General features: G+C 66.3%; 14 protein-coding genes. 4 read left to right on the top strand and 10 right to left on the bottom strand.

All coding sequences use genetic code 11. The features are described 5' to 3' along the window. Positions 1–11 precede the first annotated feature (11 nt). A complete protein-coding gene (locus ACWW1C_RS06260) occupies positions 12–551 on the bottom strand; it encodes a DUF3558 domain-containing protein (RefSeq protein ID WP_455982630.1) in 540 nt (179 codons plus the stop codon). Beyond that, positions 548–1,060 carry a DUF3558 domain-containing protein gene (locus tag ACWW1C_RS06255; protein WP_455984175.1) on the bottom strand — a complete coding sequence of 171 codons (513 nt, stop codon included), beginning with the start codon at positions 1,058–1,060 and terminating at the stop codon, positions 548–550. The genes ACWW1C_RS06260 and ACWW1C_RS06255 overlap by 4 nt, the downstream gene beginning before the upstream one ends. Positions 1,061–1,207: 147 nt before the next feature. Between ACWW1C_RS06255 and ACWW1C_RS06250 the strand changes: the two genes are divergently transcribed. Next, positions 1,208–2,941 carry an ABC transporter ATP-binding protein gene (locus ACWW1C_RS06250; protein WP_455982629.1) on the top strand — a complete coding sequence of 578 codons (1,734 nt, stop codon included), beginning with the start codon at positions 1,208–1,210 and terminating at the stop codon, positions 2,939–2,941. A gap of 20 nt (positions 2,942–2,961) precedes the next feature. Continuing rightward, positions 2,962–4,848 (top strand): ABC transporter ATP-binding protein, encoded by a 1,887-nt coding sequence (locus ACWW1C_RS06245; RefSeq protein ID WP_455984174.1) that lies wholly within the window; start codon positions 2,962–2,964, stop codon positions 4,846–4,848. A gap of 173 nt (positions 4,849–5,021) precedes the next feature. On the opposite strand, the gene ACWW1C_RS06240 is transcribed toward ACWW1C_RS06245, so the two are convergent. From ACWW1C_RS06240 to ACWW1C_RS06210, 7 genes are all read right to left on the bottom strand, one after another. Further along, entirely contained in the window at positions 5,022–6,260 is a 1,239-nt protein-coding gene (locus ACWW1C_RS06240; RefSeq protein WP_455982628.1) for a DUF222 domain-containing protein, read from the bottom strand. A 13-nt stretch (positions 6,261–6,273) separates the two neighbouring features. Continuing rightward, on the bottom strand, positions 6,274–7,098 hold the full coding sequence (locus ACWW1C_RS06235; protein ID WP_455980067.1) for a transposase: 825 nt from the start codon (positions 7,096–7,098) through the stop codon (positions 6,274–6,276). A gap of 125 nt (positions 7,099–7,223) precedes the next feature. Further along, positions 7,224–7,568, bottom strand: coding sequence for a transposase (locus ACWW1C_RS06230; RefSeq protein WP_418001499.1), 345 nt, complete (start codon positions 7,566–7,568; stop codon positions 7,224–7,226). Between the two features lie 260 nt (positions 7,569–7,828). Then, complete coding sequence (locus ACWW1C_RS06225; protein ID WP_455982627.1) at positions 7,829–8,311, bottom strand: methyltransferase family protein; 483 nt, start codon at positions 8,309–8,311, stop codon at positions 7,829–7,831. Positions 8,312–8,359: 48 nt separating this feature from the next. Beyond that, positions 8,360–8,833: a glucose-6-phosphate dehydrogenase gene (locus ACWW1C_RS06220; protein WP_455982626.1), complete on the bottom strand. Its 474-nt coding sequence runs from the start codon at positions 8,831–8,833 to the stop codon at positions 8,360–8,362. Between the two features lie 64 nt (positions 8,834–8,897). Further along, positions 8,898–9,449 carry a hypothetical protein gene (locus ACWW1C_RS06215; RefSeq protein WP_455982625.1) on the bottom strand — a complete coding sequence of 184 codons (552 nt, stop codon included), beginning with the start codon at positions 9,447–9,449 and terminating at the stop codon, positions 8,898–8,900. A 67-nt stretch (positions 9,450–9,516) separates the two neighbouring features. Beyond that, complete coding sequence (locus ACWW1C_RS06210) at positions 9,517–9,720, bottom strand: hypothetical protein (RefSeq protein ID WP_455982624.1); 204 nt, start codon at positions 9,718–9,720, stop codon at positions 9,517–9,519. Between the two features lie 97 nt (positions 9,721–9,817). Here ACWW1C_RS06210 and ACWW1C_RS06205 point away from each other — a divergent pair, with 97 nt between their 5' ends. Together ACWW1C_RS06205 and ACWW1C_RS06200 are read left to right on the top strand one after the other, a co-directional pair. Continuing rightward, entirely contained in the window at positions 9,818–10,021 is a 204-nt protein-coding gene (locus ACWW1C_RS06205; RefSeq protein ID WP_455982623.1) for a cation transporter, read from the top strand. Between the two features lie 31 nt (positions 10,022–10,052). Then, on the top strand, positions 10,053–12,194 hold the full coding sequence (locus ACWW1C_RS06200; RefSeq protein WP_455982622.1) for a heavy metal translocating P-type ATPase: 2,142 nt from the start codon (positions 10,053–10,055) through the stop codon (positions 12,192–12,194). On the opposite strand, the gene ACWW1C_RS06195 is transcribed toward ACWW1C_RS06200, so the two are convergent. Next, positions 12,195–12,995, bottom strand: a complete 801-nt coding sequence (locus tag ACWW1C_RS06195) for a glycoside hydrolase family 16 protein (RefSeq protein ID WP_455982621.1) — start codon at positions 12,993–12,995, stop codon at positions 12,195–12,197. Between the last annotated feature and the right edge of the window lie 45 nt (positions 12,996–13,040).

The raw sequence follows: 13,040 nt of genomic DNA, 5'->3' as shown, positions 1-13,040 counted from the left end.
GCCGTACCGGGTCAGGAGTTGGTGGCGAGCGTCAGTTCCATCAGCTTGGTGGCCATGCCGCAGGTGTCCGCGCCCGGTCCCTGCGGGTTGACCCACCAGCCCACGACACCGGCGGCGTCGCTGGCCACACCGCACGAACCGTTCGGGTCGTTGGGGTGCATGATGATCGACTTCACGCCCGCGATCGACTTGTTCTCGTACTTGTAGTTGAGGTGCTGGGCGACCTTGGTCTCCTCGTCGAGGCTGCCCTGCTCGTACCAGAAGCGGGTGATGTCGATGAGGCCCGCCGACTGGTTGAGAGCCTGCCACCGGCACACCGCACCCACGAAGGTGCTCTGGATGTCCAGCGGGTCCGCGCCGACCGTCTTGGCCAGCACGTCGTTGGTCAGCACATCGCACTCCTTGAGCAGGTTGGGGTACGAATCCGCCGAGTGCTCACTGCCGCCGCCGGCACCTTCCTTCAAAGCGGTGCCCTCGACCGAGCGCGCGCAACCCACCAGCGCCAACGCCGACATCACGGCCACCGCTCCAGCCAGTTTCCGTCGTGTCATTTCGCGTTCGCAATCGATTGCCGGGCCAGTTCCTTCGCGATGTTGCACGGGTCGGGGAACGGCTTCTGGGAGAAGCTGATGGACCACTCGATGAAATCGTCATCGAACTGGATGCCGACCTCGCACAGGCTCTTGCCGATCATCGGGTCCTCACCGAGTGCGACGAAACCGGAGTGGCCCTGGATGTTGATGTCGCTGACGTCCGCGCGCGTCCGTTCCTCGGTCTTGCGTTCGCGGCCGATTGGGCTGCCCCGGTACCAGGTGAACGAGAAGTGCGGACCGAGGATGCCGCCGTTGACGAGCCACTGGCACCCGACCGAGTTCTTCGCGGTGTTGACGAGACCGGCGACCTGGGTCAACTGGCCGACGGTCTGGTCGCTGACACCGCCACACACCGGGAACATCGGGCCGTGCTTGGCCGGGCCGGAGGCAGCGGGGCCCGACTGACCACCCGCCTGAGCGCCGCCGCCATTGCCGTCGTCCGAGCAGGCGGACATCGCCGGAATCATCGCCGCGGCAAGCACGGTCGCGGCGGCAGTCTTCACCTGTCTGCGGGTCACGCCATGCACTGTAGCGGCAGGTTCTGAGGTCAACCACCGACATGCCGACTGACCTGGTCTTTCTACAAGCATTCTCGGGTGTGCCACAGTAACCGCATGCTCTGGGCACTGCTGCGGCAGTACACGAGGCCGTATCAGCGGCAGCTGACGGTGGTGGCGACGCTGCAACTGATCAGCACGCTGGCCTCGCTGTATCTGCCGACGCTCAACGCCCGCATCATCGACCACGGCGTCGCCCGCGGCGACACCGCCATCATCGGGAGGCTCGGCGCCGTCATGCTCGGTGTCAGCGCGCTGCAGGTGCTGTGCGCGATCGGCGCGGTCTACTTCGGTTCGCAGGCCGGCATGGGTTTCGGCCGCGACCTGCGGTGGTCGGTGTTCCGCCAGGTGCTCGGCTGGTCCAACGCCGAAGCGGTGCGGTTCGGGGCGCCCACGCTGATGACCCGCACCACCAACGACGTCCAGCAGATCCAGGTACTGGTGCAGATGACCTGCACCATGCTGATCACCGCGCCGATCATGTGCATCGGCGGCATCGCGATGGCCGTGCACCAGAACGCCGGCCTGTCCTGGCTGCTGCTGGTCAGCGTGCCGGTGATGGCGGTGTGCAACTACTTCATCATCTCCCGGTTGCTGCCACTGTTCCGCAGCATGCAGCGGCTGATCGACAACATCAATCGGGTGCTGCGCGAGCAGCTCACCGGCATCCGCGTGGTTCGGGCCTTCGCCCGGGAAGACGCCGAACGCGCTCGGTTCGCGGATGCGAATCACGCCCTGACCGATACGACCCTGACCGTCGGCCGCTGGCAGGCCCTGATGCTGCCCGCGACGACTCTCGTGGTGAATCTGTCCAGCGTCGCGGTGATCTGGTTCGGCGGCATCCGCATCGACGACGGCCAGATGCAGGTCGGCTCGCTGATCGCATTCCTGTCGTACTTCATGCAGATCCTGATGGCCGTGCTGATGGTCACCATCGTGCTGGTGATCCTGCCGCGAGCATCGGTGTGCGCCGAGCGGATCACCGATGTGCTCGCGACCGAGCCGTCGATCGTGTCGCCCGACGTGCCTGTGGTGCCGGCCGTTCGGCGCGGGGAGATCCAGGTAGCGGAGGCCACCTTCGGCTATCCCGGGGCCGACGATCCTGTGCTGCACGGAATTTCGCTGACCGCTTCGCCGGGGACGGTGACGGCCATCGTGGGGTCGACCGGCTCCGGCAAGTCGACACTGATGGCGCTGCTGTGCCGAATGTATGACGTCACCTCGGGCTCCGTGCTGGTCGACGGCGTCGACGTGCGGGACTACGACCCCGAGCAGTTGTGGTCGATGATCGGCGTGGTGCCGCAGCGCGGGCACATGTTCTCCGGCACCGTCGCCGACAACCTGCGGTTCGGCAAGGCCGACGCCACCGAGGACGAGATGTGGGCCGCACTCGGTGTGGCGTCGGCTGACTTCGTGGCGGATCACCCCGCGGGACTCGCCATGCCCGTCGCTCAGGGCGGCACGAATTTCTCCGGAGGACAGCGCCAGCGGCTCGCCATCGCGCGCGCGGTGGTCCGCCGACCGGCGGTGTACCTGTTCGACGACGCATTCTCGGCACTGGACGTCCACACCGACGCCCGCGTGCGGGCCGCGTTGTCCGCGGTGGCGGCCGGTGCCACGGTGATCATTGTCGCCCAACGCCTTTCGACGGTCGCCGCCGCCGATCAGATCATCGTCCTGGACAACGGCCAGGTGGTCGGCGTCGGCACACATTCCGAGCTGATCGGGACTTGCGCGGTGTACCGCGAGTTCGCCGACTCGCAGGCTGTTGTCGCCGGAGGCGTGGCGTGACCCGGCCGCCGTCAGCCGCCATGCTGGCCTCGGGTCAGCGATCGGAGAACTTCCGGGATACCGCGGTGCGCCTGGTGAAACAACTGGCGCCGGAACGTGGTCGGGTCGTCGTGGTGATGCTGCTGGGGATCGCGGGGATCGCCGTCGGCGTGATCGGGCCACGCATCCTCGGCCATGCGACCGACTTGTTGTTCAACGGCGTGCTCGGCCGCGGCTTGCCGGCCGGGGTCAGCCGCGAGGAGGCGGTGGCCGCAGCGCGCGCCCGGGGCGACAACACTTTTGCCGATCTGCTCGCCGGCTCGAATGTGGTTCCGGGACAGGGTGTCGACTTCACCGCCATCGGCCATGTGCTGACCCTCGCCCTGCTGCTGTATCTGGTTTCCGCGGTGATGGTGTGGGCCGAGGCACGACTGCTCAACACCGTCGTGCAGCGCACCATGTTCCGGCTGCGTTCCCACGTCGAGGACAAGATTCACCGATTGCCGTTGTCCTACTTCGATTCCCGTGCCCGCGGGGAAATTCTCAGCCGCGTCACCAATGACATCGACAACGTCCAGACGTCCCTGACCATCACCGTCAGTCAGCTGCTGACCTCGGCGCTGACGGTGGTGGCCGTATTGGCGGCGATGATCTGGATTTCGCCGCTGCTGGCGTTGATCACGGTGCTCACGGTGCCGTTCACGTTGCTGGCGACGCGGATCATCACCAAGCGGTCGCGGCAACAATTCATGGCGCAGTGGCGCAACATGGGCCGGCTCAACGCCCATATCGAGGAGACCTACAGCGGCTTCACCGTCGTCAAGACCTTCGGGCACCGGGCGCTGGCCGAGCAGAAGTTCCGCGAGCTGAATGACGATCTGTACCAGGCGAGTTTCGGCGCGCAGTCGCTGTCCGGGCTGGTCTCCCCGATCACGACGTTCATCGGCAATGTCAGCTACGTCGGCGTCGCGGTGGTCGGCGGCATCCAGGTGGCCACTGGGCAGATCAGCCTCGGCAGCATCCAGGCGTTCATCCAGTATGTGCGGCAGTTCAACCAGCCGCTGACCCAGATCGCATCGATGTACAACACCATGCAGTCCGGGATGGCCAGCGCGGAGCGGGTTTTCGAGTTCCTGGACGCGGACGACGAGACCACCTCCGCGGCCGGGGCAGGCCCTGTCACAGCGGCCGCCGAGCACGTCTCCGCTGCTCCCGACCGCGTGGAGTTCGAGCGCGTCAACTTCTCCTATGTGCCCGGAGCTCCGGTGATCGACGACCTGTCGTTCGTCGCCGAACCCGGCACCACCGTGGCGATCGTCGGGCCAACCGGAGCGGGCAAGACCACGCTGGTGAATCTCCTGATGCGGTTCTACGAGCCAGATTCCGGTCGAATCCTGCTGGGCGGTCAGGACATCACGACGATGAGCCGAGCCGAGCTGCGGTCACACATCGGCATGGTGCTGCAGGACACGTGGCTGATCGGCGGCACCATCTACGACAACATCGCCTACGGACGTCCCGACGCCACCGAGGCCGAAGTCATCGAGGCCGCCCGAACCGCGCGTGTCGACCATTTCGTCCACACACTGCCGAACGGGTATCAGACGCGGCTGAACGAGAACGGCGTCAACATCAGCGCCGGCGAGAAGCAGCTGATCACCATCGCCCGCGCGCTCCTGCGGCAACCTCGGCTGCTCATCCTCGACGAGGCCACCAGTTCCGTCGACAGTCGCACCGAGCTACTGATCGCCCAGGCCACCGCGGAACTTCGTCGCAATCGGACGAGTTTCATCATCGCGCACCGCCTTTCCACCATCCGGGACGCGGATCTGATCCTCGTCGTACAGGCCGGGCGGATCGTCGAGCGCGGGTCCCACGAAGAGCTGCTCCAGCGTCGTGGGGCGTACTGGGAGATGACGCGGGCCTGACGGTTGCACGCAACGCCCGTCCGCAGCCGACCAGGACGTCACGCCGGTGGCGCGTTCCTTGCGTTTGGCCGGCACGCGGGCCTGCTGCTTCCGTCCCGCCACCGAAGCAGCAGGCCCGCGATGCGCTGTCACTGTTGAGTTGTCAAAGTGCGCAAAAGATTCGATGCTGTGCGCTAGGCGGCTGCGTCGAGTCGCATGGTGCGTCGGTTATAGGCGGGGATGGGTTGTCGGTGTGGGTCGACGGTCGCGGGTGGGATGAGCCAGGGGTGTTTGTCCAGGCCCATGACGACGTCCCAGCCGTCGTGGTGGACGTTGGCGTGGCAGGCCGGGCACAGTAGGCATCCGTTGCTCAGGCTGGTGTCCCCACCATGGGTCCAGTGCACGATGTGGTGGGCGTGGGTGCGCCCGGGTGGGGCGCCGCATTTGATGCAGCACTGATCCCGCAGATACAACGCTTTGCGCAGATGCGCCGGGAACAGACGTTTCTCGCGGCCCATATCGAGGGGTACCTGTTCGCCGTCCACGATCACGGTGGTGACCGCGGTGTCGCAGGTCAACCGCTCCAGGGTCATGGTGCTGATCGACCCCATGAACTCCAACTGAGCGAGGTCCGGGGTGTCGGCGGGCACCGTCACCAACAGCTGCGTCCGCGGCGCCGACGCGACGTCCCCGCCCCGGGCGGCGATGTCCAACACGGTTTCGAGGGCATCGGCCCGCCGCCGTCCTGCTGAGCGGGTGTCGGTGCTGCCGTCGGGTTCGGGGCGCGGCGCCGACAGCTCTTCGACCGCGGCCACCAACTTGGCGCCCACTTCGGCATCCAGGTCCGCCCGCACCTGCAGGCGTCCATCACTGGTGACGCGGTGATCGAGGGTGTTGATCGAGCGGTCCTCCGCCGCGGGCAACCCGCCTTCGGCCGCCGCGTGCCGGTTCCCCAACCGGCGGGCCCGGTCGCCGATCGCGGCCGGAGTAGCCCCGGAGAAGAACTGCCCCAACAAATCCGTCACCTGCGCGAACCGGGCCGCCTCATCCACCTCACCGGGTGCGCGCGCCTGAATGTGGTTGATGCCCTTGACGATCGCATCGACATGCTCACCGGAGACCACCCCATCGCCGGCATGCGCCGCCAGCGTCGGCAATAACGGCAACGCGCCACCGACCCGCACCAGCCGCTCGGCCACCGACGGCGCACACCCCAACGACATCAACAATTCCCGCAGCGTGCGGCCCTGCGCCGCCGCCACACCACTGCGGTCCAGAACTCCGGTCAGCACCGCCGCCAGATGATCGACCACATTCCGCAGCGTCAACACACACTTCGCCGCTTCCACGGCGTCGTTCCCCGCGATGTCATCGGGGACGACCACGTCACGCAGGCGATCGAGAAGAGGGTGGAGATCCGGTGCGATTCCCATAACATGTCTTGCGTCAAGAAGTTGGCAGGTTTTGTGGGTTCGGCGAGTTTAGGTAGGCCTGTTTGGGGGTGCGGTCGCCGAGGGCTTGGTGGGGTCGGATGGTGTTGTAGATGGTTCGGAAGTGGTGGGCTTCCATGTCGAGGGCGTCGCCGTCGCCGATGTATCCGCGAAATAGGTGTTCGTATTTGAGGGTGCCGAAGAACCGTTCGATGACGCCGTTGGTTTGTGGGGATTTGATCCGGGTTCGCACGTGCCGCAGCAGTGGGTCGGTGTGGTCGGCGAACAGTGCCCCGAAGTCCTTGCCGCGGTAGCAGGGGCCGTTGTCGGTGACGATGGCGATCGGTGCGGGTGTCTGGCCGATGACGTTGTCGTGGGCGTCGAGGACGTCCATCAGGGCGCGGTCATCGTGTAGGTGGTCGAGTTCCAGGATGCGTTGGGCTTCGTCGATGGCCAGTTGTATGCAGCGCACGGCATCGATGCCGCGGCTGGTGGGGGTGACGGTGATCGCCAGGCAGTATTTGGTGGCGTAGTCGATGACGGCACTGATCCTCCAGATGCCGCCGTTGGTGGTTTCGAATTCGGAGAAGTCGGTCTGCCAGACCCGGTTGCGTTCGGTGGGTGGGTCGCGGAACACTTTGCGGCGCAATATCGCCCAGGATTTGCGGTCGGCGCGAAATCCCTGGGGCAGCAACAAGCCGCGTCGTTTCAGTGCTCGTTGCACTGAGGAATTGGTGACGTCGTGGCCGTCGGCGCGCATCATGGCGGCGATCTTGCGGTAGCCCCAGGCTGGCCATGCTTCGGCGTATTTGGCAGCCAGGCCTTCGATGCGATCAACCACCGGCGCCGGCCACGGACCTCTATCCGCGGCGCCATGACGCAATCGGGCCAACCGCCGCCGATAGGTGCGTTCGGGGATGTCTGCCAGTACCGCGAACCTCGAAACCGGCAGCCCCGCCGCCTCTCTTAGGGCTTCGAGGTCTTGGAAGGGACCTGATCGATCAGCGCCGCACCGCGCTGCCAAATCCGAAGCTGCACCGTGGCTTCGGCCAGCGCCAGTTTGAGTTGTTCGTTTTCGATCTGCAGGCGCCGCTGTTCGGGTGTGCCCTTAGCCCCGGCCGGGCCGCTGGGCACCTCCTCAAGCCGCTCGGCGCCAGCGGCTAAAAACTGATGCTTCCACTTCGTCACGGTTTCACGGCAGACCCCGCTGCGGCGTGCGGCCTCCCCGCACGTCATTTCGTTGGCCAACACGGCCAGCACCAGTCGGGTCTTTTCTTCGGCAGGGATCTTCGTCCGTCGCGATCTGGCCATGACTCACTCAACCTCCTCAACCCTGGCCTCGTTGTGGATAACGCGACCCTGCCAAAAAGTTTGAGTCAGTAGAAACACATTGCATCGAACATATGTTCGAACTGCAAGGGCTGCGTGTTCGGATTTTGGTGTTATGTCTCAAGACATCGGTGACACTTCTGCATCAGGACATCCCCAATGGGTCGGCGACGTCGCCAACTCCGAATGCGTCGACGCGGCGCCGATGTGCGGGGCTGCGGGGTGTACTGCCGCGCACAGACCTACGGTCGATACGGCGTGACCCGCGGCACCCAGGCAGAGACGGAAGCGCAGTAGCGCCGATACTCGTCGCCGAATTGCCTCAGCAAGGCGGGTTGCTCATAGAAGTACACGAACGCGGCCGTCGCGAACATGAAGAGAGCTGTATACCAAAGGAGTACGGGCTGACCGAGGACGAGCGCCTGACCAACGATGACGGTCGCGACCGCGATGTACATCGGGTTGCGGACGTACCGGTGCGGCCCTGTCACGACCAAGCTCTGCGTCGGCGCCCCGGGCAAGGGCGTACCCAGCCCATCGCTGGCGAATTTGTAGATCGCCGCGAGCAACACCGGGAGCCCGAGCAAGATCAGAGCGACGCCGCCCACCCATGCGCCAGGCAGACCGAACAGGTCGCCGACTCGTCGCCAACCGCCGGTCAGCGAGTACGGGATCAGACCGGCCATCGTTCCGGGCACGATGACGGTGAAAATTGCACTGCGCACCAGACTTCGGCGTCGCAGAGATGTCAGCGACGTCGGCGAGCTCATAGCTCAGGCCGCGAACGCCGGCGTCAGCTGAACTCGAATGACCGGATCGGACTCGAGACGGTGCCGGAGCGCGCTCTCGAACTGCCAGATGGACGCGAGGTCGTGATCGAGCCGGCAGTCCACGGCGGCCGCCGTGCCCGACGGCGGTGGACTGTCGGCGATGTGGTCGGCGACCGGTTCGAGCAAGGCCCGCGGCGCCGCCAGGTAGTACCCGGGATTCGGACCGCCGACCTCGGCCGCGTACAACAGGCCATGCTCGGTGATGACGATGTGCGTGGCCAGCACCCGCACCGGCCCGCCTCGCTCCGCAGTGCCCCATTCCTCGGCCGCCAACCGCCCCTGGATGACGTGCAGGCGCACGTCATCCGTCAAGAATTTCGGGAAATCGCCCGGCCCGAGCACGCGGGCGGATCTGAGGTCGGCGTCCAGGCCGCCGCACAGCATCTCACCGATGTAGTTGAACAACCGATCGCTCATCGCGCGCTCCCATCGGGCCGGTCTCTTGAGACTGCACCCGACGGCAACGAAGGTCAATGGTCGCTCAGAGCTGCGGGCCCTCCGCGCGCAGATCGTCGACCGCGGTCATGGCATCGCGCAGTTTCGCGAGCCACTCCTCGGCATGCTCACCGACTAGCCGGACCGACCACGCCAGCGCATCGGACCGCGACCGGGCCACGCCGGCGTCGACCAGAGTGTCGAGCACCTGACGCTCCGGCTGCTTGAGCCGGGTCATCACCGGAACAGCCAAGTGGGTGAACAGGATTCGCTCCGACTCCCCCACCGAGACGCCCCAGGCCACTTTGCGGCCGTAGCGAGCTTCGGCCTCGTCGGCGATGTGCATGCGCTCCGACCGGGTTTCTTCCCGGAAGCGCGCGACCCGCCCGGAAGCTCGAGCTGGTGTTTCGGGGTTCTCCGCCTCGGGCAGCCGCCCGATGACGACGATCTCTTCACGGTCGACCGTGACGCTCGGGTCGCCGGAGAACCACTCTTGCGGAAGCCGGCCGGCGAACCAGTCGGCGGCGTCGCCCGCATCGGGCTGCTGCGCTTGTTGCCAGCCGCCGCGGCGGTCCTGGCCGGAATGATGTTGCCTCATACTTACATGATTACATCGTTACAGCTGCAACGGAACGGCGTTTCACCCGGGGCGAACGCAGGATTCGTCAGAGGTTGCGTCGCAACACCAGGCCGCCCGCCACCAGCAGGGCGAGTGCGAGTAGCACTGCCCAACCGGTGCCGACGAAAACACCGACCAGAACGACGGCGATGATCGCGGGCGAAGCCAGGAACAGGATCATGCCCGGGTGCTGCTTCGCGACAGCCAGGGCGCTCTTGGCCCGAACCGGGTCGATTTCCTTACGTGCCATGGGAACCAGGATGCCACCCGGGCCGACTAAAAGACGAGGTACGACCGAGACTCACGTCACAGGCTACCTATACCCCCTATGGGTATATACTCACGTCATGAGTCAGGTACTTGAAGTTCAGGGAATGTCGTGCGGGCACTGCGTCGCGTCCATCACCTCAGCTGTCGAGCCGCTGCCCGGCGTCACCGGTGTCGAGGTCGATCTCAAGGCCGGCACCGTACGCGTGGACGGCGAACCGGACCGGGCCACCGTTGCCGCCGCGATCGAAGACGCCGGATACGACGTCGTCCAACCAGCATGACGACCAGCGAGAAGCCGGAGGCGGATCGCGCATGACCACGTCGGTCACGCTGTCCGTGGGCGGCATGACGTGTTCGTCATGCGCTGCCCGGATCGAGAAGCGGCTCAACCGGATTGACGGTGTTCACGCCAGCGTGAACTTCGCGACCGAACAGGCGGCCATCACCTACCCGGACAGCGTGACCACCGACGAGCTGGTCGCGGCCGTGGAGGCCACCGGCTACAGCGCAAGCGTCGACAAGGCCGATGCACCCACCGAAACGGCATACCTGCCGCGACTGCTGGTGTCCCTGGCACTGACGATCCCCGTCCTCGCGCTGTCGATGATTCCCGCCTTGCAGTTCCCCACCTGGCCACTGTGGGCGTTGGCGCTCACCACTCCGGTGGTGCTGTGGGGCGCCTGGCCGCTGCACCACGCCGCCTGGACCAATCTGCGGCACGGCGCGGCAACCATGGACACCTTGGTGTCGCTGGGCGTTCTCACCTCATACCTCTGGTCGGCATGGATGCTGAGTACGGGTAGCGAGCACCTTTACCTGGAGGTCGCCGCCACCGTCACGACGCTGATCCTGGCGGGCAAGTTCTTCGAGACCCGCGCCAAGCGGCAGTCCGGCGCCGCACTTCGCGCGCTGCTCGATCTGGGAGCCAAGGACGTCGCGGTACTGCGCGACGGCCACGAAGTCCGGATCCCCGTCGAGGAATTGACGGTCGGCGACACCTTCGTGGTCCGCCCGGGCGAGAAGATCGCCACCGACGGCGTGGTGCTCACCGGCACGTCCGCGGTCGACGCGTCGATGCTGACCGGCGAATCAGTACCGGTCGAGGTCGGCCCCGGTGACCAGCTGGCCGGCGCGACGGTGAATGCCGGTGGGCGCCTTGAGGTTCGGGCGACCCGCGTCGGTGCCGACACCCAGCTGGCGCAGATGGCGCGCCTGGTGTCCGATGCCCAGAGCGGCAAGGCCGAGGTGCAGCGGCTGGCTGATCGGGTGTCCGCGGTGTTCGTGCCCGTGGTCATCGGGCTGGCGCTGGCGACGCTGATCGGCTGGCTCGTCGCCGGTGCGTTCGGGGCGAGCGCAGCGACGGGGGAAGGTTCGGTGAGTGCCGCTCTGACCGCCGCCGTGTCGGTGCTGATCATCGCGTGCCCCTGCGCCCTGGGCCTGGCCACGCCGACGGCACTGCTGGTCGGCACCGGCCGCGGCGCGCAGTTGGGCATCCTGATCAAAGGCCCGCAGGTGCTCGAATCGACCCGCAAGGTCGACACCGTCGTATTGGACAAGACGGGCACGGTGACCACCGGAAAGATGACGGTGGCGGCGGTACACGCCGAGTCCGACAACGCATTACGGCTCGCCGGCGCGCTGGAGCACGCGTCCGAACACCCCATCGCCCAGGCCATCGCAACCCGGGCCGCCGAGGACGGACCGCTGCCGGCCGTCACCGATTTCGTCAACCACGACGGTCGCGGCGTCACCGGCGTGGTGGACGGTCACGAGGTCGCCGTCGGGCGGTACAGCTGGCTGGCCACGGCGGCCGCCCCTGAACTGCAGAACGTCGCGCAGACCGCTGAAGCCGAAGGCCGCACCCCGGTGTGGGTGGCGATCGACGGCACCATCGCCGGCGTCATCGTGGTGTCCGACAAGGTGAAAGACACTGCCGCCGAGGCCATTGCCGACCTCAAGAAGTTGGGCCTGACGCCCGTGCTGCTCTCCGGGGACAACGCCCGCGCGGCCGGCGCCGTGGCCGCCGAAGTCGGCATCGACACCGTGATTGCCGAGGTGCTCCCCGCGGACAAGGTCGACGAGATCAAGCGGCTGCAGGATCAGGGCCGGGTCGTGGCGATGGTCGGCGACGGCGTGAACGACGCTGCCGCCCTTGCCCAGGCCGACCTGGGACTGGCCATGGGCACCGGCACCGACGTCGCCATCGAGGCCTCGGACCTGACCCTCGTCAGCGGCGATCTGCGGGCAGCGGGCGACGCCATCCGGCTGTCCCGGGCCACGCTCAAGACCATCAAGGGCAACCTGTTCTGGGCGTTCGCGTACAACGTCGCAGCCATCCCGCTGGCGGCGGCGGGTATGCTCAATCCGATGATCGCCAGTGCGGCAATGGCTTTCAGCTCGCTGTTCGTGGTGAGCAACAGCCTGCGGCTGCGCAGTTTCAAACCCAGCCGCTAGCTACCAGATCTTCACCCAGTCGACCAGCATGTCGGCAGGGTAGGTACCCGGGCCGGGATCGCCGCCCCCGGAACCGGCCACGGCGAGGCCGAGGATCGGGAACAGAGTGTAGCCGGGATCGTTGAAGTGCCAGTTGGGCAACGACTTTGCCGGGACATTGAAGTAGGGCTGCGCACCGTCGGTGTAGTCCAGCCAGAACCGGATCCCGGCGTCGTCCCACTGGCAACGCCAGTTGTGCCACGCGGTGTCGGGCGCGATGGTGTGCGAAACATGTTCGCCGCCATTGAGGTTGGCGTGCACCGTGGTGCCGGGGGCCCAGCTCCCGTTGCCATACCACTCCATGATGTCGACCTCGCCGCCGATACCCGGGCTGTTGTTGGCCAGATACCAGGCCGGCCAGCACCCAGGGGTCAGGCAGTTGAGCTTGATCCGGGCCTCGAAGGTGTGGCCGATGCCGGCCTTGAAAGTGCCGAAAATCTTGCCACTGAAGTAGGTATTGCCGTCCTTGGCGGCGCGGATCACCAGGTTCGACTTGCCGTCCAGGAAAAGGTTCTTGCGGTCGTTGCGGTACTGGCCGACGTGTTCGGGCAACTCCCAGTACGTCGGATTCTCCATCGACTCACGGGCCGTCGCGATCTCCCATTTCGAAGTGTCGGGCGACGATCCGGCAGGCCCGTCGAAGTTGTCCTCGAAGATGAGTTTTCCGGGCGTATCAGCGTGGGCCTCGGTCCCCGGAAGCGTGGCGGCCAACAGGCCCAGCCCCGCCATGGACAGCATGCTGCGACGATCAATGTCTGGCATGCCTACCCATGTAAGCCGTGTCCCCGTCGTGGTGCAAGTCGGGCA

It is taken from the genome of Mycobacterium sp. HM-7 (assembly GCF_053852335.1).
This window is presented reverse-complemented; position numbering and strand designations above follow the sequence as displayed.